Origin of the sequence: Kerstersia similis (genome assembly GCF_965139615.1) — a bacterium.
Classification (GTDB): domain Bacteria; phylum Pseudomonadota; class Gammaproteobacteria; order Burkholderiales; family Burkholderiaceae_B; genus Kerstersia; species Kerstersia similis.
In genome coordinates, this window is sequence record NZ_CBCSIQ010000002.1 from 1 (window position 1) to 23,429 (window position 23,429).

Consider the following 23,429-nt stretch of genomic DNA (forward strand, 5'->3'; position numbering starts at 1 on the left):
GGGAGGTGGTGCTAAGTCGCGCCGCGGTGGCTCGCCGGGCTTGGGGTGGGTCGNGTGGTTCCGGCTANACCNGAGCTTCNCGTGCCGGGAGGTGGTGCTAAGTCGCGCCGNGGNNGNTCGCCGGGCNNGGGGNNGNTCGCGTGGTTCCGGCTGCGCCGGAACTNCCCGTGCCNGGCGGCGCCAGCGGGGCGGACGCACAACTCGCGAGGCGGACAGTCCACCGGACTGTCCGCAAGCGTCTCGCTCAAACATGTGCGTCCTTGCTTCCCCGCTGACACCACCCGACACGGCACGCTCCACTGCCCCAGGCCCGACGACCTGCCACGACGCTGGCATGGCCAAGTGCCACGGTTAGAGGGGGCGTACGTATCAGGGTTGTACGTGTCAGGGGCGCGTGTAGCGGGAGTGTGTGTGTTGGGGCGTACCTATCTGGGGTGATGCATCGGGACGGTGTGCGTGGGCGATCGCGGCGTTTCGTGGTGTGTATTTGCCGGGATGACGGTTTGCGGTAGCGCTTGTTCGGTGTGTCAGCGCGTCGCCGCTTGCTTGTGTGCTTCGTGACTTGCCGGGGTAGAACCCCCGTCGCCAAGTGTTTAGAGGCCTCGTCGCTGCAGGGTGACGCTGGGGGTTTCGCCGAAGCGTTGGCGGTATTCGGCGCTGAAGCGTCCCAGGTGAGAGAAGCCCCAGCGCAGGGCGATGGTGGAGACGGAGTCGGCTTGCTGCGCGTCCAGCAGGTCGCGGCGGGCACGTTCCAGGCGAATGCCGCGCAGGTATTGCATGGGGCTGATGCCGCAGTATTCACGGAAGCCTGCATATAGGCTGCGTAGGCTGACGCCGGCAAAGTGAGCCAGGTCTTCGCCGCGTACCGCTGTGTGCGCGTGTTCCTGCAGGTAGGCTTCTACCCGTTTGATGTGGCGCGGCAGGATGCGTTGGGTGAGTGCAGGGCTGTCGTCAAGTTGGCGGTGCGGGTGCAGGCTGAGCAGGGTGGAGGCCGCAAGTTGTTCGATTTGTGTGAGCAGCAGGGGAGAGTCCGCGCCTTGCCCTTGTGTGTGGGCGCAGTCCAGCAGGTAGCGCATCATGCGTTTCCAGGGGGCACTGGTATGCGCTTCGAAGCGGACAGGGAAGCTGACGCTGCGAGGCGTTTCCACGCCGTCCATGGCGGCGGCCAGGCCTTCTACCAGGTTGCGGTCCAGTTTGAGCATGACCTGGTCGCTGTCGCCACGCCAGCGCATATCTATGTCTTCGTTGGGGTTGAGCAGGCTCGCCGCGTTGACGGTGGAGTCCACTTCGTCGTTACCGCAGCGGATGTTGGCCGAGCCGTAGAGCGGGATTTGTACGAGGTAGAAGCCGGCCAGATGTTCCGGCTGGATGCGTACGTCTGCGCCATAGCAGAGCCTGCTGAGCGTGATGCGGCCGAAGTCGGCGTGCCGGACGCGCGTGTTCAGCGCCTGCCCGGTATGCTGCATGCATAGGCGGTGCGGCTTGAGCATATTGCTGACGGCGGCCTGAGCCTGGTCCAGGTCACCGTAGGCGTGGTCTTCCCAATGGCTGAGCATGGTCTGCATGGTGAATTCCCTGTCGAGGCGGCAGGTGCCGGAAGTTGCGCGATGTATGCTGCCGCAGCGTCCTGGCCTTCCGCCGGACCATGGTGAAAACGTTATTTTAGTTGTAAAGTATTTGGGTTGACATCGGGGTTTCCCGGTGTTTTGGATAGATCAATAGCGGAACGCAGGCAGAAAATGGAAGATCGCAATTACCACTTTTACGAAACCGCCAAGGGCCATGGGTTGAAGCATGACCCGATTGCCGCGATTGTCGGTCCGAGGGTTATCGGCTGGATCGGGTCGCGTTCTACCGAGGGGCAGCTGAATTTGGCGCCATATAGTTTTTGCAATGTGTTCAATTACCGGCCGCCGGTCATCGCCTTTTCCAGCGTCGGGTACAAGGACAGTGTGCGCAATGCCATTGAAACCGGCGTGTTCACCTGGAATCTGGCAACGCGTGTGCTGGCCGAGAAGATGAACGAGACCAGCGTGGAGCGGGATGTGCGCGAGTTCGAGCTGGCAGGGCTGACACCGTTGACCGGGCGCCTGGTGGATGCGCCTCGTGTGGCGGAAAGTCCGGTGTCGCTGGAGTGCCGGCTGACGCAGCATTTCCGGTTGCAGAATGCCGCAGGTCAGGAGTTGGATACCTGGATGGTGCTGGGGGAAGTGGTGGCAGCACATATTTCCCGGCATTGCCTGGTGGATGGGGTGTATCAGACGGCTTTGCCCGGCCCGATCCTGCGCGCCGGCGGCCCTGGGGATTATTTCGAGGTGACGGAGGCGAACCGCTTTTTCATGCGGCGTCCAGTCTGACCCAGGGGGCGCGTGCCGTGCGTCGGTAGGCGATCTGTCTGCCTGCCGGTCGCGGTTTCTGCCGGGTGGTGCGTCGCTATTTGGTGACTTTTGTGGCGCTGCACAAAAAATGCTTGCCTATACGGAAAAATCTGGAAGAATAGTCCCATCGCCGGTCGTTCATGCTGCATTGCACAGTGTGTTGCCGGCGATCCTGGAATAGGCTTTCGATAACAGGCAGGCAGGCCGCAGCAAGCAGCCCTGTCCATGCGCTGGCAAGGAGACGACCGTGCAGGAAAAAGAAAAAAAAGCAGCAGTCTTGGCGCCCAGCGGTTCGCTGCGTGTCGCCATCAATCTCGGCAATGCCGTTCTGGCCGGGGTGACTGATAAAGGGGTATTGAAGGGCGTGACGGTAGATCTGGCACGGCGTCTGGCCAGTGAGCTGGGCGTACCGCTGGAGCTGATCGCCTGCCAGGCTGCACGTGAGTCGGTGGCGCTGGTATCGGGCGGCAAGGCCGACATCGGTTTTTTTGCCATCGACCCGCAGCGTAGCGGTAGCGGCATCGCTTTTACCGATCCCTATGTGCTGATCGAAGGTTGCTATGCGGTGCGCCGCGATTCTCCCTTGCAAGACAACGAAGATGTCGATGCCGAAGGCATAGATCTCGTGGTCGGCCAGGGCAGCGCTTATGACCTGCATTTGTCGCGCACCTTGCAACATGCGCGCCTGGTGCGGGCGCCCAGCCCGAGGGCCGTTCTGGATATCTTCCTGGAGGCCGGCTATCCCGTGATGGCAGGGGTGCGTCAGCAACTGGAGAAAGACCGCGATCATGTGCCGGGCTTGCGTCTGCTGCCGGGGCATTTCATGGTCATTCCTCAGGCCATGGGCGTGCCGCAGTCGCGCGGGCAGGAGGCGCTGGCCTATTTGCAGACGTTCATCGAGTCTTGCAAGGCCGACGGTTTTGTGGCTCAGGCGCTGGATCGCCATGGTATGCGAGGCGTTTCCGTGGCGCCTCTGGGCGAGTGGCTGGCAGCCTGAACCTGAAAGGCCCGCGTAACATCGGGCAACGCTTCGCGTAGGCAATCTGGAGGAATTTTCAGGCTGCCGTCCGGCGATCGGGTCGGGATCAGGGATAATTGCCATCAGTTTTTCCTGGCAGGAGTCGCCATGCCCATGATTTCCCCGTCCTTGCCCGTCGCCAGCGCCGAAGACACCCAGGGCGCTGCCGGCGCCGCCCGGTTGGCGCAGGCCTTTCAGCGTGCCTTGGTATCGCTCTGGCATCCGCGCATGCTGCTTGCATTGCTGCTGCCATTCATCATCATGGCGGTCGGCGGCGTGTTGCTGGTCTGGCTGGCCTGGACGCCGGTCAGTGAATGGTTGCTGCAGCAACAGTCCAACTGGTCACCGCTGGAAAGCGCCGATGCCTGGATGACAGGCATCGGGCTTTTCTCCCTGAAAGTCTGGCTGACGCCGCTGCTGGCTGCGTTGCTGCTGTTGCCGCTGGCCGGGTTGCTGGGCTTGTTGATTGCAGCCGTGTTCATTACGCCCATGGTCATGTCGCACCTGGAAAAGACCCGCTATCCTGGTTTGCAGCGGCGCGGCAGGCATGGCTGGGCTGTCAGCCTCTGGAATGCATGCTGGGTGGGCGTGGTGTTCTGCGTCGGCTGGTTGATCACTTTGCCTTTCTGGCTGCTGCCGCCCGCGGGCATGGTGCTGTCGATCTTCTGGTGGACGTTCGCCTTTACCCGTCTGATGCGTCTGGATGTACTGGTGGAGCATGCCAGCACGGCCGAACGTCAGGTGTTGTTGCAACGCCAGGGGAAGGGGTTCTGGTATGCCGGCCTGATCTGCGCGCTGCTTAATCTGCTGCCGCCCGCATGGCTGATATTGCCGGTGTATTCCGCGTTGGTGTTTGGCCATTACGGCCTGGACGGGCTGACGCGCTTGCGGGCGCAGGAGGCCGGCCGGACCACAGACATGCTGACCTGAAGGCTGGCGCCCGTCGCCGCATGAACGCTTGTGGGAAGCACAGGCCTTGCATCTGCCATGTGCCTGGTATCTGCCGGCAATGAGGCAGGCAGGACGCGCGGATCAGGAATAGGCGCGAGGGGGGCGAGGGCGTGGTCCAGGCCGCTGGCGCAGTATGATATGCACTCAACGGCGGGCACGGCGGTAAGCCGTGTCCATGATTGAATCCATGGATGCACATATGACTCACGAGTCCCCGGCACGACGCTTTTCCTTGATCCTCGTTGGCGACGAGATCCTTTCAGGCAGGCGTGAAGATAAACACCTTAGCAAAGTCATTGCCTTGCTGGGCGAACGCGGATTGTCCCTGTCGCATGCGGAGTTCCTGCCGGACGACTTCGATAGTCTGGTGGATGCTTACCGGCGCAGTTTTGCCAGCGGCGATATCGTTTTTTCGTGTGGCGGGATTGGCGCCACGCCGGACGATAAGACGCGTCAGGCGGTGGCTCGAGCGCTGGATGTGGATCTGGTGCTGCACCCGGAAGCGGCGCGCCTGATTACCGAGCGTTGCGCCGAAATGGCGGAAAAAGGTTCGGGCAGCGCCGATATGAATACGCCGGAGAACCAGCAGCGCCTGCAGATGGGCGTGTTTCCGGCAGGGGCAGAAGTGGTGCCCAACCCGTATAACCGGATACCCGGATTCTTTATTCATGACCATACCTTCCTGCCAGGCTTTCCGGTCATGGCCTGGCCCATGATCGAATGGACGCTGGATTACCGCTATGCAGAGTTGCAGCATAGGCAGAATCGCGTTGAATATTCGTTCCTGGTGTTCAAAATGCCGGAATCCCGCATTACGCCGGCCATGGAGGAAGTGGAACGCCGCTGGCCCGGCGTCAGCGTTTTCAGCTTGCCCACGGTGGGAGATGGCCAGAACATCATGCCGCACATCGACCTGGGGGTGAAAGGGGAGCCCGAGGCTGCCGCGCAAGCATTGGCCTATCTGCGCGATGAGGTAGTGCGATTGGGCGGCTTGTTGCAGGCGCCTGCCTCACAACGCGCTTGAGCGCTTGAAGCTTTCGGCAAGCATTTTGCCGTATTCCTGCGAGCTGCTGCGGCTGGCAGGGGTGCGGCTTTTTCTATGGCGGCGCGTACCTGGCCGAGGGCAATCGCATCCATGAATGGCGTTCATGGATGCCTAAGCATAATCCCTTGCATTTTGCATGGCACTTTTTCACGATATGGGATTACAATAAAAATTGCTGCACCGCCGCATGCGCTATTCCAGCTGCATGGACGCCATAGCCGATAAGAAAAATGACTCGACCCTCAGTCAAGCTATCGCCGGGAGATCAGGTGTCCCAGACCGAATCGTCAGGGATCGCCATACAGGTACTGGAGCGCGCCATGCGCCTGCTCGATGCGCTGGCCGCGCAGCCCGATCCCATCTCGCTCAAGGACCTATCGCTAGCCACCGGCCTGCATCCCTCGACGGCTCACCGGATATTGCATGATCTGGTGCAGGGCCGGTTTGTCGAGCGTGTGGATAGCGGCATGTACCAGCTGGGCATGCGCCTGCTGGAACTGGGCTCGCTGGTGAAAGGGCGCCTGGACGTGCGTGAAGCCTCGATTGCTGCCATGCGCAACCTGCATCGCTTGACGCGCCAGACCATCAATCTGTCAGTGCAGCAAGGCGATGAAATCGTCTATATCGACCGGGCCTGGAGCGAGCGCTCCGGCATGCAGGTGGTGCGAGCCATCGGTGGCCGCGCGCCCTTGCATCTGACATCGACGGGCAAGCTGTTCCTGTCCACGGTGGATAGCCGCCAGCTGCGTTCGTATGCCATGCGTACCGGTCTGGCCGGCAATACGCGCAACAGCATCACGGCCGTGGATGCGCTGGAACAGGAGCTGGCCAAGGTCAAGCGGCTGGGGTATGCGCGTGACAACGAAGAGTTGGAACCTGGCGTTTGCTGCATTGCGGCAGGAATACGCGACGACAGCGGCAAGCTGGTCGCCGGTCTGTCCATTTCGTCGCCTGCCAGCCGTATGCAGGATGAATGGGTGGATATGCTGGTGCAGGCCGCCGACAGCATTTCCGCAGCGCTGGGTTTCGAGCCTGAGCACGGCTGAGTGTTCCCGGCCCATGGGCGGTAGGGGAGCGGCAAGCCGTTTTCCTAAGTGTTTTTTGTAAAAGGGAAATGTTTCTGCTGCGGGGAAATATCACCGTCACCGACGGAAAAGCGGCGTGAATGCTTGCGTTGCAAAATCTGGGTGGCCGTGATGGCAGGTGACTGTAACAACTCCGTCATGGCTGTAGCGTTGACATTAATGAAGAAATGTATAAAATTCAGTTTGTGCAGCGCAACAACCGGCCTCTTTGGCTGGCAAGTGTGGTGATCGCGCTGCCTATCGCTACGATTCGCTGAGATTCACGTATTCCAGGGTCAACCTTTTCCGTCTCTGCCAGGAGAGACGGTATCCAGGAGATAAGCATGAGCGCCATTCCGCAACAATTCGCCGCCGGTCAGAAATCTGCCGTTGAAAGCATTGTCAATTTCCAACAATCCCTGTTCGGCGGCTTCGAGAAGCTGGTTGAACTGAACCTGAAGACCGTGCGCGCCTCGCTGGACGAAGCCGCACAACTGGCGCAACGCGCCCTGGAAGTGAAGGATCCCCAGCAGGCCGCCGGCCTGGTGTCGGGTCTGGCACAACCTTCCGCTGACAAGGCGCTGGCTTACAGCCGCCAGGTCTATGACATCATCGCCGCCGTGCAAGGCGAACTGACCCGCCAGGCGGAAGCCCGCGTGGCCGAACAGCAGCGTTTCGTGTCCGAGCTCGTCGAGCAAGTGGGCAAGAACTCCCCCGCTGGTTCCGAGCACGCCCAAGCCCTGCTGAAGTCGGCCCTGGCTTCGGTGAATGGCGCTTACGACACCTTCTCGAAGGCTGCCAAGCAAGCGGCTGACGTCGCTGAAAAGAATGTGCATGCCGCTGCCAACGCTTCGTTCCAGGCTGCTTCCGAAGCTGCCGGCGCTGCTGCCAAGGCTGCCAAGGTCGGCTGATTTCGCCCGGTTCAGCAGGTAAGAGCCGCCGCCCTGGCAACGGGGCGGCGGTTTTCGTTTATGGGTCGTATGGTTTGGCCCTGCTGCCTGTTGGCGTCAATACCGCGCACTCAAAGAGCCGGGCATCAATCCGTGCGGGGTCTTGCGGGTGTGCCGGCCCATCTTACTGTGGCGGAAGGCTGGCCCCGCCTAGATGGGCTCGGTTTCCGGAGCCGGGCCAGGGCGGTCCTGCATCACTTCGGCGCACACCTCCAGCCAGGCGCGCGCAGCGTGGGAAATATAGCGTTCGCGTGGCCAGATATGGCCAACCTGCCATTTCAGATCCGGCTTGACCAGACGCATCAAGCACATATCCGTCGTTTTCAGGCGGCGGATCAGCGGGTCGGGCAGCACCGCATACCCCAGTCCAGCAGAGGCCATGGACACCAGAAAATCCCAGTGCGCGCTGTGCGTGGCCACCTTGGGCGTGAAGCCGGCGCTGCGAAAGGCCTGGCGCAAACGTCGGGTCAGGGCGAAATCCTCGTCCAGCATCAAGAGGGGGAGTTCAGCCAGTTGCTCGAAGGCCAGCGTCTTGCGGCCACGCAAGGGTGAACGTGCCGGCCCGACCACCCACAATGGATAATCGCCAAAGGCCTGGGAAATCAATTCCGGATGATCGGCAGGCAGAATCGTCGCACCCACCTCAAGCTCGCCCGATGCGACGAGCCGCTCGACCCCCTGGCCGGTGGCCTCCCGTAGTTGCAGCTCGATGGCTGGATAGCGTTCCCTGAAGCGCTGTACCACCGGCGTGAACAACAGGTTGACCATAGGCGGGATGCCGACAGTCAGCGCGCCCCGGGTGAGACCCGTGGTTTCCTGGACTTCCAGGGTGATGCGCCGCATGCCGGCAAGGATTTCCTGGCCCCGTTCATAGACGATCTGCCCCACATCGGTCGTATGCACGCCGCGGGCCTCGCGTATCAACAACGGGGCGCCGATTTCCTCTTCCAGTTGCCGGACCATCTTGCTGATGGTGGATTGCGTGACGTAAAGCGCTTCTGCTGCCTGGGTGAAACTGGCGCGCTTCACCGTTTCGATGAAATAGCGCAAAGCCCGGATATCCATGCCTGGTTTTCCATGAAAAAAGCGAATGTCTGGAATGAGTTTAAGTCATAAACTGACTGATCACCAGTGCCTATACTCGGCTCATCGGCACTGTTCAATGCTTGTTTCCTGGAAAGAACGGCATTGCGCATACCCGCAAAAAGGGCGTTGCATCCGCAGTCAGCTGCGGCCTGGGCAACGGAAGAATGTCGCCGGGAGACCTTCTCAAGAAGGCCAAGGTTGGGCAATCCCGGCCAATAGCGATATCGGATCAGGAGACAACACACTATGCACAGCGATCGTATCCGCCTTGCTTCCCTGAAGGACAAGATCGTATCTGCCGAAGCGGCAGCAGAAATCTTCCGTGACGGCATGGTCGTCGGCATGAGCGGTTTTACCCGCGCCGGCGATTGCAAAGCCGTTCCGCATGCGCTGGCACGCCGCGCTGCCCGCGACCCCTTGAGCATCACGCTCATTACTGGCGCTTCGCTGGGTCATGACACCGACAAACTGCTGGCCGAGGCGGGAGTTCTGGGCCGCCGCTTGCCGTTCCAGGTGGACACCACCCTGCGGCGCAAGATCAACGCCGGCGAAGTGAAATTCATTGACCAGCATTTGTCGGAAACGGTAGAGCAATTGCGCGCCGGTTTCCTGGGCAAGCTGGACGTAGCCGTCATCGAAGCCTGTGCCATTACCGAAGATGGCGGTATTGTGCCCACCATGTCGGTCGGTAATTCCGCGACATTCGCGACCATGGCCGAGCGCATCATCATCGAGCTCAACACCCAGGTGCCAGCGGCGCTGGAAGGTTTCCACGACATCTATCTGCCGGAAAACCGCCCGCATCGCCAGCCGGTGCCGCTGACCGATATCGGTCAGCGCATAGGCAGCACCAGCATCAAGGTGGATCCTGCGCGTATTGCCGCCATTGTCATTACCGATCAGCCGGACAGCCCTTCCAACGTGCTGCCGCCGGACGATGAGACGGCCGCCATCGCCGGGCACATCAATGACTATCTGCTCAACGAAGTGCGCCAGGGCCGCCTGACGCATTCCCTGGTGCCACTGCAGGCGGGTATCGGTACCATTGCCAACGCCGTGCTGCATGGTCTGGTGGATTCGCCTTTCCACGACCTGACGATGTACTCCGAAGTGCTGCAGGACAGCACCTTCGCGCTGCTGGATTCGGGCCAGATGACGTTTGCCTCGGCTTCCTCCATCACCGTCTCCAAGCCGGTCTATGAACAGCTGATCCAGAACGTTGAAAAGTACCGTTCGCGCCTGGTGCTGCGTCCCCAGGAAATCAGCAACCTGCCCGAATTGGTGCGTCGTTTCGGCTTGATCACGCTGAACACCGCCCTGGAATTCGATATTTACGGCAATGTGAACTCCACCCATGTGGGCGGTACGCACATGATGAACGGCATTGGCGGTTCGGGCGACTTTGCCCGCAATGCGCATACGTCCATTTTCGTGACCAAGTCCATAGCCAAGGGTGGCGATATCTCCAGCGTGGTGCCGATGGTGCCGCATGTGGATCACTCAGCCCACGACGTTGACATCCTGGTGACGGAAACCGGGCTGGCGGATCTGCGTGGTCTGGCGCCGCGTGAACGTGCCGCGACCATTATCGAGAATTGCGTGCATCCCTTGTATCGCGATGAACTGCGCGAGTACTTCCGCGCCGCGTGCAAGCGTGGCGGCCAGACGCCGCATGTGCTGGAAGAAGCGTTTGCCTGGCATACGCGTTTCCAGCAAACGCACAGCATGCTGGCCAATCAGGAGCATGAAGTCGCCGTTGTTTGAGACCGCAACGGTATTTGCCTAGCGCCCGGAAATGTTCCGGGGCTTTTATCGGCCGTCACGGTGTGGCGGCCGTTTTTTTTGCACAGCGAATTTGTGGGTGCGGCCTGGCGCATTCATGGGCTGGCGCCTGAGGTTTCTCATGAACCTCAGGCGCCCAGGCACACGAAGTATGCAGGCAGGCAGTGGGGTCAGGTGGGCGTTTCAGCGATCTCGTAGTGGAAGACTTTGCTGACAATTTGCCAGCGCCCATCCAGCTTGAGCAAGGTCAGGAAGTCAGTGAAGTGCTTGGGAGGGATGGAGCATTCCGCCTTGACGAATGCCGTTACGGGGCCGGCGAACTCAATGGATAGGATACGGTCCGTGGGTTGCCAGCCCTGGCTGGCTGGAGAAGGGCGCTGATCCACGACAGGGAAATATTGCGTCATATCCCAATGCAGCAATGTTCCCGTGGTCGCGCAGAAATAATGCGCTTCCGGGTGGAACACCCGTTTCAGGCGGGCCGTGTCGCTATGGTGCAAGCCGGCAAAGTAGTCATCCAGCGCGGCAATGACATCGGCAAAATCGGTCTGGGCGCTCATGGGTTTTGCTTCCGGAAGTCAGGAACCGAGACACCGCCCAGGCCCCAGTTGTCCAAGTCCACCTCATCAATGACGACATGTGTGACGGCGGGCGGCTTTTGCAGGACTTGAAACAGCAGATCCGTGACACCGGCTATCAGTGCGGACTTCTGTTCGCGTGTCACGCCTTCTCGCGTGACCTTGATGTTGACGTAGGGCATGGTGTGTTCCTCAGTTCAAATGCCGCACGGTGTCGGCGATACGTTGGCCAAACAATGTCGCAGTGCGCAGGTCGCCCGCGCTCATTTCATCAGGAGAGGCATCGGCCGGCGTGGCCGTCATCAGGCCGGCGAAGGAGGCCAGGTAATTGATGTCATCGCGTGCGGAAGCTTTCACGTTGCTGGGCATCAGGCCGGTGCCTACCCACAACATGCCGTGCTGTTGTGACAGGGTAAAGAGGGCATGGAGCGTTGCCAGTTTGTCGCCGTTGATGCCAGCACTATTGGTAAAGCCTGCGGCCAGCTTGTTCTTCCAGGCTTGCTGGCTCCAGGCTGCAGCGCTGGCATCCATGAAGCGCTTGAACTGCCAGCTGACGCTGCCCATATAGGTGGGGGAACCGAAAACAATGGCGCGAGCACTTTCCAGGCGGTTCCAGCCATCAGCAGGCAGTTGGCCGTGCTCATCAATGGCAATGAGCACGGCTTGGCTGCCTGCGGCGACGGCTTGGGCAACTTTCGCGGTGTGGCCATAGCCACTGTGGTACACGATGGCAATAGAGGGTGGGGCTGTCATTCGAGGGGGCTCCTGTGTGGTGTTTGCAGGAGTCAAGAATATTCATCCCGGATGAATTGATAAACTGAGCAGATTTAATTTTATAAATTACATCAGGTAATTCATGATGCGTCAGTTTGACGATGTGATGATCGGCAGCCTCGAGCTTTTCTGTTTGGCCGCAGAGCTGGAGAGCTTTACGCTGGCTGCGACGCAGGCAGGTCTTACGCCCGCGGCAGTCAGCCGGGCGATCGGCCGGCTGGAAGATCGGCTGCAGGTGAAATTGTTCGTGCGCAGCACCCGGAAAATCCGTCTGACAGACGGGGGGCGCGCCTACTTTGCGCATTGCAAACAGGTGCTCAATCAACTGCTTGAAGCCGAGCGTGAACTGACCGGGCGGCAAACGGAGCCGGCAGGTATTGTGCGTATCAGTGTGCCCACCACCTTGGGGCATTATGGTTTGCTTGGCCTGCTGCCGGGTTTTCGCAAGCGCTATCCTCAGGTGAAAATCGAAGTGCAGTTGAGCAATCGCAATATTGATCTCACTGCGGATGGCTTCGATATCGCTGTGCGCGCCCGGACGCCGCCAGATTCCGGCATGATTGCCCGCAAGTTGATGGATGCCGCACTGGTGGTGGTGGCGACCCCCGAGTATCTGGCGCAGGCTGGGACACCCATGACGCTGGAGGACCTGACACAGCATGAGTGCATCCAGTTTGTCTTGCCCAGTACCGGCCAACGTGTTCCCTGGGAATTCTGCCGGGCAGGGGAAGATCTCGATGTCGTCACCGACGGCAGCTACACCTGTTCCGATGATTTGCTGGGTGTCGTTACGCTGGCCAGGGCGGGAGCGGGGCTACTGCAAACCTATCGCTTCATCGTGGATGAAGACATCCAATGCGGCCGGCTGGTGGAGTTGTTGCAGCCATTTGCCGGGCGTTCGCGGCCTTTTTCATTGATCTATCCCGGCAACCGGCACATGCCTTTGAGAGTCCGGGTTTTCATCGACTATATCCTGGCGTGCTTGGGAGACAGGCCCTTGCGGGGCCGCTAAGGGCCTGTCAAACATATCGGATCAGAGTTGCCGCAAGGCCTGGACGCACTCCTGCACCAGCCCTGGGCCGCGATAGATCATGCCGGTATAAATCTGTACCGCTTGCGCACCGGCAGCCAGCTTTTCCTGGGCGCGTTTGCCGGAGTCTATGCCGCCAACGCCGATGATGGCGCAGCCGCCAGCCAGGCGGGCGTGCAGACGCCGAATGACTTCCAGCGACAGTTCATGGACAGGGGGGCCAGAGAGCCCGCCTGCTTCTTCCGCATGCGCCTGGCCGGCGACAGCCGTGCGCGAGAGCGTCGTGTTGGTTGCGATCACACCGTCGATGCGGTGACGCAGCAGGGTGTCCGCAATGGCATCGACTTCTTCGGTGCTGAGGTCGGGTGCAATCTTTACCGCCAAGGGCACATTGCGTCCGTGATGGTCTGCGAGGGCCTGGCGCTTTTCCTGCAGGGCGCCCAGCAGGGCATCGAGCGCATCGCCGCTTTGCAGGCTGCGCAGGTTCTTGGTATTGGGCGAGGAAATATTGACGGTAACGTAGTCGGCATGAGGATAGACGCCCTCCAGGCCCAGCAGATAGTCATCCACGGCCCGTTCTACCGGCGTATCGGCATTCTTGCCGATATTCAGTCCCAGGATGCCGCCATGTTGACGCCACTGGCTGTTTTGCACGTTTTGCAGAAAAACTTCCAGGCCCTCATTGTTGAAACCCATGCGGTTGATCAGCGCCTGGCCCTGGGGCAGCCGGAACATGCGCGGCTTCGGGTTGCCGGGTTGCGGGCGTGGCGTGACGGTGCCGACTTCCACGAACCCGAATCCCAGGGCGCCCAGCGCGTCGATGCAAGCGCCATTTTTATCCAGGCCGGCAGCCAGGCCCACGCCATTGCGCAAAGACAAGCCCATGATTTCTACGGGTTTGCCGGCACAGCGTTGTTCCAGCAGCGGACGGGTCAACTGGCAGCGTTGCAGGCGAGCCAGATTGCGCAGCGTCATTTCGTGCGCGGTTTCCGCATCCATGGCAAAAAGGGCGCGGCGCGTCAAAGGGTAAAGAGAGGATAGCAAGGACATGGCTGGCGGTCAGGAGGTCAAGCGGGAAAGGGAGGGGCCGGAGAGGCGGCAGCATACGCCGGGCAAAGAAGTACTGGCGTATGGGCAGCAAGAGAGCAGCCGGCTGCCGGCCTTCCGGGGAAATCGGGTATTCATGGCTTTTGGCGTGGGGTGGCTAGCAGGCCGGGCCAGTGCTGTGGGGGCAGTTCATCAAAGGGGAGCCAATGCCCCTCGAACAAAATCTGTGCCGGCGTGTAGCTGGCCTTGTAGTGCATTTTCCCATGGCCAGGGATCCAATACCCCAGGTACAGCCAGGGGCGGCGATTTTCCTGGCATTGGGCGATCTGCCACAGAATGCTGTAGGCACCCAGGCTGCCGGGCGTGTCAGGGTCGTAGTAAGTGTAAACCGCCGATAGCCCGTCATCGAGCAAGTCGATGACAGACACCATGACCAGGCGATCGTCCGCCGGGTCGCGAAACTCGACCAGGCGGGTTTCGACCCGGGACGCCAACAGGAACTGCGCATATTGTTCCTGATCGCCGTCATCCATGCCGCCGCCAGGATGGCGCGAGGCTTGATAGCGCTGGTACAACGCATAGCTTTCCTCGGACCAGGTGGGCGTCAGGACACGGGCACGCAAATGGGCATGGCGTTTCCAGGCGCGCTTCTGGCTGCGGCTGGGCTGGAAATGCAGCGCATCAACCCGCAGCGGCGTACAGGCCTGGCAATGATCGCAGTGCGGACGATAAATATGCAGGCCGCTACGCCGGAAACCCAGCCGAATGAGCTGGCTATAGGCGTTTCCCAGCAGTTCCTGGCCGGATTGCACCACTTGCGAGCGGGCCTGGCGTTCGGGCCAGTAGCTGCACTCATAGCTTTCCGTGCCGTAGCAACGTAGCCAGGTGTTGGAGGCTGAGGCAGTCTCAGGCGCATGCATCACCGTGCTCCTTGTGCGGAGCTATCCGGGCGGGTGGGGCCAGTGGGCGGGGCCTTACCGATTGAACCTGGCTCCAGCGTGGCGCTGGTGGCATCCGGCAGCGGCCGGATGTGTCCGTAACTGTCTAGCCAGCCGGTTTGCCAGGGCGGCGTGGCTTGACCGATGGCGGACGCAACATGTGCCAGGAAGTCCTCGCGGCTGCGCGGCCGGGCGCCCAGGCTGGCCAGGTGAGAGGTTTGTTGCTGGCAGTCGATCCAGCTGACGCCGTGCCGCATCAGGAAACGAACCAGATAGGCCAGGGCGATTTTCGAGGCATTGCTGCGCCGGGTGAACATGGATTCACCGAAAAACATGCCACCCAGGCTGACGCCGTACAGGCCGCCTGCCAGCTGCCCGTCTATCCATGTTTCGACGCTGTGAACGGTGCCCGCCCGATGCCAGGCTTCATAGGCCTGGCGCATGGCAGGCACAATCCAGGTGCCGCCGTCGGCAGACCTGGGGGCCGCGCAGGCAGCGAGAACATGGGAAAACGCCGTATCCACCTGTACGCGTATATTCGTTGCGCCTGCTGCTTCATGGCGGGCTAGCTGGCGCAACTGCTTGCGCAAGGCATGGGGAGGCGCAAACTCGGCACAGGCAAGCACCATCCGTGGGTCGGGGCTCCACCAGAGCACCGGGTCACCGGCAGAAAACCAGGGGAAAATGCCCAGGCTGTAGGCTTGCTGCAAGCGAGCAACAGACAGATCGCCACCCGCGGCCAACAGGCCATCCGGCACGGTGAGTGCCTGGCTGGCGGGAGGGAAGGGGGTATCGGCTTCCAGCCAGGGAATGCGCATATCGGTCAATGCACAGGCAAGGTATAGCGGTGCACCCCAAATTCTGGTTGCTTGCGGTCTTCAAAAAAGTGCCGCAAGGTGGAGGACACACTGAGAAAAGATAGCTGATCCCATGGGATATCCGCCTCGTCAAAAAAGGCGGCTTCCAGGCTTTCCGGGCCGGGATCCAAGGTTTCGCTCAGGACATTGGCCAGATAATAGAAGTGCACCTGGTTCACGCCGGGCACATCTATGACGGTAAATAACGGGCCGGCTTCCACCTGGGCGCCAGCTTCTTCCAGGGTTTCGCGCAATGCTCCCTGTTCTGTGGTTTCTTCCAGTTCCATGAAGCCGGCCGGCAAGGTCCACGCGCCATAGCGCGGTTCAATCGCGCGGCGGCAAAGCAGCACTTTGCCGCGCCAGACGGGCACGCAACCCACGACCATGCGCGGATTTTGATAATGCACCGCGCCACAATGCCGGCATAGATCGCGCACACGATTGTCGCCAGGCGGCGTCGCCCGCGTCAGCAGGTTTCCGCATTGGCTGCAATAGCGTTGCTGGCGTGGTGCCGGAAAATAGAAATCAGCAGGGAGGTCGCTCATGCAGGCATTTTAGCGATAGACGCCGCTGCCGGGGGAGTCTGGCGTGCCAGAAGGCTTCATCCAGCGCTGAGGGCGGGGCCAGGATGCCGTCGATGAACTGGAAACGCTGCCGGACGCGGCTGGCTGGGGCCGTTGACAGGTATGTGGTTGCTACTCGGACGGAAAACGCTGAAACCCCAGTGCAGCGGGCAGCAAGGTTGCCCCTATTCCCATCAGGGGCGCGCCGGGGGCGTGTTGATCCAGCCGGAGTGCCGGCAGCAAATGCCGGGCCGGGGCGTCCGGCGCCAGGGGCGGGTAGTGCGTTTGCCAGTGATCGAGCAACGAGCTGCCATCAGGCAGGCTAAGGCGGCTGGCAGTGGTTTCCAGTTCGCGGTCGTCCAGTGCTGCCGGGCCGATGGCGGTTTGCGCGTACAGCCGTCCGTCGCTGCTCAGCCACCAGCAGGCAATCGCGCCGGCTGCTTGGCCCAAATGCGTTTCCAGCCGGGTCTGGGTGGCATTCCAGCGCAGGATGTAAGGCGCTGTCTGCAAGGTGACGAAGACACGTTGCGGGCCGTTCTGAAAGAACCAGCGGCCTTGAGCGTCATGACCGTAATTGCGGTTGATGAACGCCAGCAGGCCATCATGAGCAATGCGTTCGCCCTGGCTATTCTGGTTGGCATCGCCATGTTCATGCAGGCGCCAGGCACCGCGTGCATCCAGCGAAAGCCAGCCGTACGCGGCCGGCACATCCGGCCAGCGTTGCATGGCCTGAAGGACTTGCTTATCCATGGTCGGTGAGCCTCAGCGGGAGCTTGTGCAATATGTGCACACAATCATGATAAAGATGATTCTTTAGAAGCATAATGAAAAGATTGGAGGTATAAATATAGTCACTGATGTGCGACAAAATCTGTACGGCAAGTTAGCATATAGGCCAGTTGTCAGGGATTGTCCGGGTGTAGCGCCAGGCGTCTCTTGAATAACGGCAAGGATTCATGCCACGCTGCTTGTGATTGCATACCTGCAAGGCATGCAACATGGTGGCCTGGGGGCTGTTACTTAGGATACAGACGGAAACTGACGGTGGTGGAATCTGCCTTTCTTTCTTGGGATGAAGCGAACAGCACGGCGCGTTTGAGCGGTGAGTGGACGCTCGCCCATTATTCGCAGTTGCAGGCTGCCACAGGGAACTATCAGGCAGCCAAAGTCAAAGCGCTGGAACTCGGTGCCATCCAATCCCTGGATACCGCTGGTGCGGCCATGTTGCTGGAATGGCTGGGCAAGGACACCCTGGAACGTTTGCTGGGGCAGGGGGATGGGCTGGAGCCCGCGCGCCTGGCCTTGTTGCAGGCCGTCATTCAGGCCGACCCGCCCTTGCAGGTGGTGAGCGACAAGAAAGGCAACGCGTTCAGCCAGTTTCTGGAAAATGTCGGCACAGCCACGGAAAACATCTGGCGCAATCTGGTTGGCTTGATGGGTTTCATCGGCCTCATCATCCAATGCACGGTGGGCGTCATCATTCGGCCGCGGCGCTGGCGGGTGACTGCCATGGTGGCACAGATCGAACAGGCTGGCTTCAATGCCATTCCCATCGTGATCATGTTGTCATTCATGGTCGGTGCGGTGGTGGCATTCCTGGGGTCAACCATCCTCGCGGATTTTGGCGCTTCCATCTATACCGTCAGCCTGGTGGGCTTTTCGTTCCTGCGCGAATTCGGTGTCTTGCTGACGGCCATCCTGATGGCAGGCCGCACGGCCAGTTCTTTCACTGCGCAGATAGGCGCAATGAAATCCAACGAGGAAATCGACGCAATACGCGCTCAGGGGCTGGACCCCATGGAGATGCTGGTCGTGCCTCGGGTGCTGGCAATGTTGATTGCACTGCCCATACTGACTTTCATTGCCATGATGTCCGGTATCCTGGGTGGCATGCTGGTCTGCGCGTTCAGCCTGGATATTTCCCCGACCATGTTCCTGGCCATCATGCAGGAAAATATTCCGGTGCGGCATTTCGTGCTGGGCATGGTCAAGGCACCGATATTCGCGTTCATGATTGCAGCCATCGGGTGCCGTGAAGGTTTCTGCGTGCGTGGCAGCGCGCAGTCGGTGGGCGAACACACGACATCAAGCGTGGTGCAGTCGATCTTCCTTGTCATCCTGCTGGACGCTGTGGCTGCATTGTTCTACATGGAGATGGGATGGTGACGGAACAGGATGTTGCTGCCGCCAGCGCTGCGGCAGCTGCGCAGCATGCAGCGGGCACTGCTGATGCCGAACCCATTATCCAAGTGCGCGGCGTGCGCAATCAGTTCGGCAAGCAAGTCGTGCATGACAAGCTGGATCTGGATGTGCGCCGGGGCGAGATTCTGGGCGTCGTTGGCGGGTCGGGCACCGGGAAGTCGGTGCTGCTGCGCACGATAGTCGGTTTGCAACGGCCTGCGGCTGGCGAGGTCAAGGTGTTTGGCCAGAACTTGCTGGCATTGCCTGAAGCACAGCGTTCCAAACTGGAGCGCCGCTTCGGTGTGCTGTTTCAAAGCGGCGCCTTGTTTTCCTCGCTGACGGTGACGGAAAACGTTGCATTGCCGCTGATTGAACATGCAGGGCTGTCGCGCCCTGAAGCCGAGCGTCTGGCGGGCTTGAAGCTGGCGCTTGCCGGTTTGCCCCCGGATGCTGGGCCGAAATCGCCGTCTTCGCTATCCGGTGGCATGGTCAAGCGCGCTGCGCTGGCACGTGCGTTGGCGCTGGATCCCGACATCCTGTTCCTGGATGAACCCACGGCAGGCCTGGACCCCATCGGCGCGGCGGCATTCGACCAATTGATTCTGACCCTGCGCGGTGCGTTGGGTTTTACCGTGTTTCTCGTGACTCACGACCTGGACACGCTCTATACGATTTGCGACCGCGTCGCCGTGCTGTCCGATAAGCGCGTACTGGTCGCTGACAGCCTGGATGTCGTGGAGGAGGTTGATAATGACTGGATTCGCGCCTATTTCCACGGCCCGCGTGGGCGCTCAGCCGAGCGTGCGGCACGGCAAGTGAAGGAGAGCAACTGATATGGAAACCCGCGCCCATCATATTCTGATCGGCACCTTTGTCACGCTGGCCGTGGCCGCCATCATGCTGTTTGCGTTGTGGCTCCACAAATCCTACGGGGATGGTGCCGTTAAACAATACGAAGTTGTATTCAACGAGACCGTGCGCGGTTTGTCGCAAGGCAGCTCGGTGGAATACAGCGGCATTGTGGTCGGGGAGGTGGCGGCCTTGCGCCTGGATCCGAACGACCCGCGCCGCGTGCTGGCTCGTATTTCGATCAAGAGCGATATTCCTGTCCGCAAGGACACCACCGCTGTGCTGGCCCTGACAGGCCTGACGGGCACGTCGGTGATTCAGCTGGGGGGCGGCTCGCCCGGGAGCCCGTTGCTGGAAGGGCAGCATGGCCAGATCCCGGTCATCGTCGCCGGCCCATCGCCGTTCGCCCGCATCCTCAATAGTGGCGAAAACACCGTCGCCAATATCAACGATCTGCTGCGCAATGCCAACCGCGTGTTCTCGGAAGAGAACGTGGACAACGTCAGTAAAATCCTGGCCAACGTTGAGCAGGTCAGCCAGACCATGGCACAGCAAAGCGGCCATGTGTCGGGTATGCTGGAAGCGCTGGCGGACGCAGGCAGGGGGGCGGACCAAGCACTGTCGCAGATTTCCCAGCTCGCCAGTACGGCAGAGAAGGCCGTTGGCGAACGGGGGGCGGCGATCATGGATAACGTACGTAAGACCACGGAATCCCTGTCGCGTATCTCGGCAGAAACCGAACACCTGCTGGCCAATCATTATGGCGCGCTGGCCAGCGGCATGCAGGGGCTGAGCGATATCGGCCCGGCGATCCGCGAGCTGCGCAGCACGCTGGTCACCCTGCGCGCGCTTATTCAGCGTCTGAATGAAGACCCGGCAGGCTATTTGCTGGGCCGCGACACCATACAGGAGTTCAAACCATGAGCGCAATCCTTCGTGGCCGCGTGCTGGCTGCTGCTGCCATCCTGGCCGGCCTGGGCGCGTGCTCCATCTTGCCGCCGCCGGTTGTGCGGACGCCCTATGTTCTGCCTATGACAACGACATCTGCTGATGCGCAGTTGCCGCAAGCGGGCTGGAGTGTGCGGGTCGTGACGCCGAATGCGGTACGTTCGCTGGCTAGCCGCCAATGGTGGGTGGTGGCGCCTGATGCCAGCGTGAGCGCATACAAAGATGTACTTTGGGCAGAGGCGGCCCCGGTCATGGTGCGTGAGCGCCTGATTACCGCATTTGTCGATGCGCGCCGTTTCAGTGGCGTCAGCAACGAACTCTCCGGCTTGCCGGCGGATTTTGAGCTGGAGTCCAGCCTGCGTGCGTTCCAGGTGTTAAGCCAGCCGGATGGCACTGGGACGGTCTATGTTCGCCTGGATGCCGATTTGCTGCACCTGGATTCCCGCCGTGTCGTCTCGGACAAAGTGTTTGAAGAACGGGTAACAGTGCCCAACCTGAACGCTGAAACCTTGGTGCAAGCCTATGGCCGGGCAACGGATGCCCTGGCGACGGATGTCCTCAGCTGGGCGATTACTGAGGGCAACAAGAACTGGAAAACTGCCGCTACGCAGGTAGAGCCGGTGCTGCTGCGCAAGCTGCAGTAAGTCGAGCGGTTAACGACAGCCGGGGTATTGCCCTGGTAGTTCGGAAGAACAGGCCCCTGCCTTAACGGCAGGGGCCTGTTTTTTTATGCCCCGCAAGCCCGCAACGCGTGGATGGGGGAGGGCGATCCTTCATCTGATATGCTTTTTTTTCTGATTTCTGATTCTGTACTGAAAAAGCGCTGGCGCTTAAGGTTCAGGTGTGGTCATGAGCAGCTTTCAAGCCTGGATGTGGCCACCTGTGCCACGTTGCAGCGCCGTGCCTGGAAACCGGGGAAGGCGCCGCGCTCTTGGGAGTTTCATGATGGAAGCAAGCGCATTACTGCTGGCGCGCATCCAGTTTGGTTTTACTGTTTCGTTCCATATTATTTTTCCAGCCATCACAATCGGGCTGGCCAGCTATCTGGCGGTGCTGGAAGCCTGTTGGCTGAAAACCCGCCGGCCGGAGTATCGCGATCTGTATCATTACTGGAGCCGTATTTTTGCCGTCAATTTCGGCATGGGCGTGGTATCCGGCCTGGTCATGGCATATCAGTTTGGTACAAACTGGAGCTATTTTTCTGAATATGCCGGCAGCATCACCGGCCCGCTGCTCGCCTATGAAGTGCTGACGGCCTTCTTCCTGGAAGCCGGTTTTCTCGGGGTCATGCTGTTTGGCTGGCAGCGGGTCGGCCCTGGCCTGCATTTCTTTTCCACCGTCATGGTGGCGATTGGAACGCTGATTTCCGCCACCTGGATTCTGGCCTCCAACAGCTGGATGCAGACGCCTGCCGGTTACGCGATAGAGGCGGGCAGAATCATTCCTACCGACTGGTTGGCCGTCATTTTCAACCCCTCGTTCCCGTATCGCTTGGCGCATATGGGCCTGGCTGCCTTTGTGGCGACGGCGTTGCTGGTGGCGGCAACCGGTGCATGGCATCTGCGCCAGGGGAATCAGAATATCCGCGTGCGCCGCATGTTTGCGATGGCGCTGGGCATGTTGCTGCTGGTGGCGCCGCTGCAGGCGGTGGTAGGGGATATGCATGGTCTGAACACCCTGAAGCATCAGCCTGCCAAAATTGCGGCCATGGAAGGGCATTGGGAAAATCATCCCGGCGAAGGCTTTCCGCTGCTGCTGTTTGCCGTGCCGGATATGGAAACCGAATCCAACCGTTATGAAATCGGCATTCCGCGGTTGGGCAGCCTGATTCTCACGCACAGCCTGGATGGCGAAATTCCGGGCTTGAAGGATTTCCCGGCGGCGGATCGGCCGAATGCCACCGTCGTGTTCTGGTCGTTCCGCATCATGGTGGGGTTGGGCCTGCTGATGATCCTGCTGGCGCTGTGGGCCGCCTGGGCACGGTGGCGGGGGAAGCTGTATCACGCCAGACGCTTGCAGACATTCGCAATATGGATGGGCCCCACCGGATTGATTGCGATCCTGGCCGGTTGGTACACCACGGAAATCGGCCGCCAGCCCTGGGTGGTCTATGGCCTGATGCGCACTTCCGATGCGGCGACACCGCACAGCACGCTGACCATGGGCATCACTCTGGCAGTATTCATCGCGGTGTATTTGCTCGTGTTCGGCGTGGGGATCTGGTATCTGCTGCGTTTGTTGGCCCAGCCGCCGGAAATCAGCGGCCCGGACGGGCATGAGCCGGATGACAAAGCGCCCGGCATGTTGCATGCGCATGGCATGGCCGTGCCTGCAAACTTCCCGGCAGCCACTGCAACGCACCGGAATACGGAGGCCTGAATGGGCATTGATCTGGCAGTTCTTTGGGCGATCATCATCCTCTTCGGTGTGCTGATGTACGTCATCCTGGATGGTTTCGATCTCGGGGTTGGCATTCTGTTTCCCTTCGTCAGCGAACGCGAGGATAGGGATGTCATGGTCAATACCGTGGCGCCGGTCTGGGATGGCAATGAAACCTGGCTGGTCTTGGGCGGTGCTGGCCTGATGGCGGCTTTCCCCCTGGCCTATGCTGTCTTGCTGCATGCCTTCTATATCCCGTTGCTGCTCATGCTGCTGGGGCTGATCTTCCGGGGTGTGGCCTTTGAGTTCCGCTTCAAGGCCACTCCGGGCCATCAGCGCTACTGGGATATCGCCTTCATGGGCGGCTCGCTGGTCGCTGCGCTGTGCCAGGGCATTGTCCTGGGCGCGTTTGTGGAAGGTATCACCATGGATGGCCATCGCTACGCTGGCGGTATTTTCGACTGGGCAACACCCTTTTCACTGCTGTCTGGTGTCGGGGTTGTCGTGGCGTATGCCTTGCTGGGCAGCACCTGGCTGGTGCTGAAAACAGAAGGTGCCTTGCAGCGCCGGATGGCCCGCCTGGCACGGCCGCTGACCTGGCTGATGCTGGCATGCATCGCGTTGGTCAGCCTGTTCACGCCGCTAGTGCAAGGCCATATTGCCCAGCACTGGTTCAGCTGGCCCGGGATGTTGTGGCTGGCGCCCGTGCCGATACTGGTAGTGCTCCTGGCCATGGGGCTGTTGCGCGCACTGGGCCGGCATGCGGATGGCGCACCATTTGTCTTGGCCTTGTGCCTGATTTTATTGGGCTATGGCGGCCTGGGGGCAGCGATCTGGCCGTACATCATCTTGCCTGGCATCACGATCTGGGACGCCGCTGCACCGGCGCAGAGCCAGGGCTTCGCATTGGTAGGCGCCTTGCTGATCGTACCCGTCATCCTGATGTACACGGCATGGTCATATTTTGTGTTTCGCGGGAAAGTCAAACGCGGTGAGGGGTATCATTAATGG

The 23,429-nt window shown here is 60.6% G+C and carries 24 protein-coding genes; 14 read left to right on the forward strand and 10 right to left on the reverse strand.

Features of this window, described 5'->3' with window-relative positions; genetic code table 11:
- Nucleotides 1–593 precede the first annotated feature (593 nt).
- Nucleotides 594–1,565, reverse strand: a complete 972-nt coding sequence (locus ACNA1V_RS01305; RefSeq protein ID WP_415831775.1) for an AraC family transcriptional regulator — start codon at nt 1,563–1,565, stop codon at nt 594–596.
- A gap of 174 nt (nt 1,566–1,739) precedes the next feature.
- Between ACNA1V_RS01305 and ACNA1V_RS01310 the strand changes: the two genes are divergently transcribed.
- The 6 genes from ACNA1V_RS01310 to phaP all read left to right on the forward strand — a co-directional run bounded on the left by ACNA1V_RS01310 (nt 1,740) and on the right by phaP (nt 7,367).
- Entirely contained in the window at nt 1,740–2,357 is a 618-nt protein-coding gene (locus tag ACNA1V_RS01310; protein ID WP_415831776.1) for a flavin reductase family protein, read from the forward strand.
- 268 nt (nt 2,358–2,625) lie between these two features.
- On the forward strand, nt 2,626–3,375 hold the full coding sequence (locus tag ACNA1V_RS01315) for an ABC transporter substrate-binding protein (RefSeq protein ID WP_415831777.1): 750 nt from the start codon (nt 2,626–2,628) through the stop codon (nt 3,373–3,375).
- A gap of 135 nt (nt 3,376–3,510) precedes the next feature.
- Nucleotides 3,511–4,326: an EI24 domain-containing protein gene (locus ACNA1V_RS01320; protein WP_415832018.1), complete on the forward strand. Its 816-nt coding sequence runs from the start codon at nt 3,511–3,513 to the stop codon at nt 4,324–4,326.
- Nucleotides 4,327–4,546: 220 nt separating this feature from the next.
- Nucleotides 4,547–5,371: a competence/damage-inducible protein A gene (locus ACNA1V_RS01325; RefSeq protein ID WP_415831778.1), complete on the forward strand. Its 825-nt coding sequence runs from the start codon at nt 4,547–4,549 to the stop codon at nt 5,369–5,371.
- Between the two features lie 251 nt (nt 5,372–5,622).
- On the forward strand, nt 5,623–6,438 hold the full coding sequence (locus tag ACNA1V_RS01330) for an IclR family transcriptional regulator (RefSeq protein WP_415831779.1): 816 nt from the start codon (nt 5,623–5,625) through the stop codon (nt 6,436–6,438).
- Nucleotides 6,439–6,800: 362 nt separating this feature from the next.
- Nucleotides 6,801–7,367 (forward strand): TIGR01841 family phasin, encoded by a 567-nt coding sequence (gene phaP / locus ACNA1V_RS01335; protein ID WP_415831780.1) that lies wholly within the window; start codon nt 6,801–6,803, stop codon nt 7,365–7,367.
- Between the two features lie 189 nt (nt 7,368–7,556).
- Here phaP and ACNA1V_RS01340 read toward each other — a convergent pair whose 3' ends face one another.
- A complete protein-coding gene (locus ACNA1V_RS01340; RefSeq protein WP_415831781.1) occupies nt 7,557–8,471 on the reverse strand; it encodes a LysR family transcriptional regulator in 915 nt (304 codons plus the stop codon).
- Nucleotides 8,472–8,738: 267 nt separating this feature from the next.
- On the opposite strand from ACNA1V_RS01340, the gene ACNA1V_RS01345 reads away from it, so the two are divergent.
- Nucleotides 8,739–10,256 (forward strand): acetyl-CoA hydrolase/transferase family protein, encoded by a 1,518-nt coding sequence (locus ACNA1V_RS01345; protein WP_415831782.1) that lies wholly within the window; start codon nt 8,739–8,741, stop codon nt 10,254–10,256.
- A 188-nt stretch (nt 10,257–10,444) separates the two neighbouring features.
- Here ACNA1V_RS01345 and ACNA1V_RS01350 read toward each other — a convergent pair whose 3' ends face one another.
- From ACNA1V_RS01350 to ACNA1V_RS01360, 3 genes are read right to left on the reverse strand one after another with little or no spacing between them, the layout of a single operon-like run.
- Nucleotides 10,445–10,834, reverse strand: a complete 390-nt coding sequence (locus ACNA1V_RS01350) for a nuclear transport factor 2 family protein (protein WP_415831783.1) — start codon at nt 10,832–10,834, stop codon at nt 10,445–10,447.
- Complete coding sequence (locus ACNA1V_RS01355; protein ID WP_415831784.1) at nt 10,831–11,034, reverse strand: tautomerase family protein; 204 nt, start codon at nt 11,032–11,034, stop codon at nt 10,831–10,833. The genes ACNA1V_RS01350 and ACNA1V_RS01355 overlap by 4 nt, the downstream gene beginning before the upstream one ends.
- Before the next feature lie 10 nt (nt 11,035–11,044).
- Nucleotides 11,045–11,605 (reverse strand): flavodoxin family protein, encoded by a 561-nt coding sequence (locus ACNA1V_RS01360; RefSeq protein ID WP_415831785.1) that lies wholly within the window; start codon nt 11,603–11,605, stop codon nt 11,045–11,047.
- Nucleotides 11,606–11,708: 103 nt separating this feature from the next.
- Between ACNA1V_RS01360 and ACNA1V_RS01365 the strand changes: the two genes are divergently transcribed.
- A complete protein-coding gene (locus ACNA1V_RS01365) occupies nt 11,709–12,638 on the forward strand; it encodes a LysR family transcriptional regulator (protein ID WP_415831786.1) in 930 nt (309 codons plus the stop codon).
- A gap of 21 nt (nt 12,639–12,659) precedes the next feature.
- On the opposite strand, the gene ACNA1V_RS01370 is transcribed toward ACNA1V_RS01365, so the two are convergent.
- The 5 genes from ACNA1V_RS01370 to ACNA1V_RS01390 form a co-directional block, all read right to left on the reverse strand.
- Nucleotides 12,660–13,706, reverse strand: coding sequence for a quinone-dependent dihydroorotate dehydrogenase (locus ACNA1V_RS01370; RefSeq protein ID WP_415831787.1), 1,047 nt, complete (start codon nt 13,704–13,706; stop codon nt 12,660–12,662).
- 131 nt (nt 13,707–13,837) lie between these two features.
- Nucleotides 13,838–14,623, reverse strand: a complete 786-nt coding sequence (locus ACNA1V_RS01375) for an arginyltransferase (protein WP_415831788.1) — start codon at nt 14,621–14,623, stop codon at nt 13,838–13,840.
- Complete coding sequence (aat, locus tag ACNA1V_RS01380; RefSeq protein ID WP_415831789.1) at nt 14,623–15,459, reverse strand: leucyl/phenylalanyl-tRNA--protein transferase; 837 nt, start codon at nt 15,457–15,459, stop codon at nt 14,623–14,625. The genes ACNA1V_RS01375 and aat overlap by 1 nt, the downstream gene beginning before the upstream one ends.
- A 5-nt stretch (nt 15,460–15,464) precedes the next feature.
- A complete protein-coding gene (locus ACNA1V_RS01385) occupies nt 15,465–16,043 on the reverse strand; it encodes an NUDIX hydrolase (protein ID WP_415831790.1) in 579 nt (192 codons plus the stop codon).
- Between the two features lie 150 nt (nt 16,044–16,193).
- On the reverse strand, nt 16,194–16,811 hold the full coding sequence (locus tag ACNA1V_RS01390) for a DUF2946 family protein (protein ID WP_415831791.1): 618 nt from the start codon (nt 16,809–16,811) through the stop codon (nt 16,194–16,196).
- Nucleotides 16,812–17,105: 294 nt separating this feature from the next.
- On the opposite strand from ACNA1V_RS01390, the gene ACNA1V_RS01395 reads away from it, so the two are divergent.
- The 6 genes from ACNA1V_RS01395 to cydB all read left to right on the forward strand — a co-directional run bounded on the left by ACNA1V_RS01395 (nt 17,106) and on the right by cydB (nt 23,426).
- Nucleotides 17,106–18,227 (forward strand): ABC transporter permease, encoded by a 1,122-nt coding sequence (locus ACNA1V_RS01395; protein ID WP_415831792.1) that lies wholly within the window; start codon nt 17,106–17,108, stop codon nt 18,225–18,227.
- The gene (locus tag ACNA1V_RS01400) at nt 18,221–19,075 is read left to right on the forward strand and encodes an ABC transporter ATP-binding protein (protein WP_415831793.1); all 855 of its coding nucleotides are present in this window, start codon (nt 18,221–18,223) and stop codon (nt 19,073–19,075) included. Before ACNA1V_RS01395 ends, ACNA1V_RS01400 begins: the two co-directional genes overlap by 7 nt.
- A 1-nt stretch (nt 19,076) precedes the next feature.
- Nucleotides 19,077–20,015, forward strand: coding sequence for an MlaD family protein (locus ACNA1V_RS01405; protein WP_415831794.1), 939 nt, complete (start codon nt 19,077–19,079; stop codon nt 20,013–20,015).
- Nucleotides 20,012–20,683: an ABC-type transport auxiliary lipoprotein family protein gene (locus ACNA1V_RS01410; RefSeq protein ID WP_415831795.1), complete on the forward strand. Its 672-nt coding sequence runs from the start codon at nt 20,012–20,014 to the stop codon at nt 20,681–20,683. The genes ACNA1V_RS01405 and ACNA1V_RS01410 overlap by 4 nt, the downstream gene beginning before the upstream one ends.
- Before the next feature lie 298 nt (nt 20,684–20,981).
- The gene (locus tag ACNA1V_RS01415) at nt 20,982–22,418 is read left to right on the forward strand and encodes a cytochrome ubiquinol oxidase subunit I (RefSeq protein ID WP_415831796.1); all 1,437 of its coding nucleotides are present in this window, start codon (nt 20,982–20,984) and stop codon (nt 22,416–22,418) included.
- Nucleotides 22,419–23,426 (forward strand): cytochrome d ubiquinol oxidase subunit II, encoded by a 1,008-nt coding sequence (gene cydB / locus ACNA1V_RS01420; RefSeq protein WP_415831797.1) that lies wholly within the window; start codon nt 22,419–22,421, stop codon nt 23,424–23,426.
- The last annotated feature ends 3 nt before the right edge of the window (nt 23,427–23,429 follow it).